Raw genomic sequence first — 1,213 nt, 5'->3', positions numbered from 1 at the left:
CTTAATGCCCCCCATAAGTCCAGACAATTATGCAACTTTTTGAGTTAGCATTTGTCTAAATTCTCTTGGAGACCTGTAATTCAAAGCGGAGTGAGGCCTGTCGTTGTTGTAAAAACTTACGTACCGCTCAATTTCTTGCTTTGCCTCTGTAAACGTGCTGTATTCGTTTAGCCAGACTTCCTCTTCTTTAAGCGTACGAAACCATCGTTCGATGTAAGCATCAGCATCCGGGTTGTTATATCCGGTTCGTTCTTGAGTTATTCCCGCAGCTTTCAAGGCTTTCATGTATCGCTTGCTTGTCATTTGGCATCCATTGTCACTGCGGATTGTAAGGCCTTGTCCTTTTACACCGTACGGAAATCTTGCATCAATCGACATGTTTACAGCATCCAGCAAGTCCTCCGTTCGACAGAATCGAGAAAACTTGTAACCGACAATCTCTTTGTCAAACGCATCAATTACAGCAAACAAATATCCCCAACCGTCCTTTCCGCACCAGATCTTGGTCATATCGACCTGAAAGTGTTGATTGGAGCGTTCGACCGGGATTTTGCCTGTTTCTTTTTTACGTTTCGCCAGATGATGTTTGGTTGGGACGAGGAGTTTCATCTCCTTCATCAATCGATAGACACGTTTATGATTTACGGTACGGTTGTACTTTTTCTTCAGCCAAACCCGGATTCGCCGGTATCCGTTCGTCGGAAATTGGCCGCATAAATCACAGATCTCTTTTTTCACTGTTGCTTCATCATCTCGAACACGTTTTTTCGGGACAAACGGTTTCAGCAGGGAATAACAGTACGTACGATTGAGTTGAAGGGCACGAGCGATCCTGGGAACCGAATGCCCTTCCTGATGGAGAACTTGAACCAGCTCTCGGGTGCTTATTTTCGGCCCCAGTTCGTCTTTTTTCGAAGGATCTCGATCTGCATTTCTTTTTCACCAAGCAGTTTCTTGGCTTCTGCCAATTCTTTTTCGAGTTGCTGCTCACGACTGGAAGGACCTGACGCTAACCCAGACAGACCCCCTTGAAGAAATGCCTCTCTCCATCTATAGTAGAGGGTCTGAGCGATCCCGTGATTGCGGCAAATAGCAGAAATGTTGGCTCCGGGAGCCATTCCTTCAAGCACAATGAACATCTTTTCTTCAGCAGACCACTTTCTTCTAGGCATAAGAAAAACCCCTTTCAACCCTATTCTATAATAACTTAGAG

General features: G+C 45.2%; 2 protein-coding genes. Both read right to left on the bottom strand.

Going from position 1 to position 1,213, the window contains the following annotated elements; all coding sequences use genetic code 11:
• Positions 1 to 27: 27 nt before the first annotated feature.
• Positions 28 to 873: an IS3 family transposase gene (locus tag BMW55_RS18915; RefSeq protein WP_280139808.1), complete on the bottom strand. Its 846-nt coding sequence runs from the start codon at positions 871 to 873 to the stop codon at positions 28 to 30.
• Between the two features lie 11 nt (positions 874 to 884).
• On the bottom strand, positions 885 to 1,213 hold a 329-nt coding region (locus BMW55_RS18910; RefSeq protein ID WP_211663694.1), incomplete at its 5' end, for a transposase.

Origin of the sequence: Lihuaxuella thermophila (assembly GCF_900110165.1) — a bacterium.
Lineage (GTDB): Bacteria > Bacillota > Bacilli > Thermoactinomycetales > Thermoactinomycetaceae > Lihuaxuella > Lihuaxuella thermophila.
This window is presented reverse-complemented; position numbering and strand designations above follow the sequence as displayed.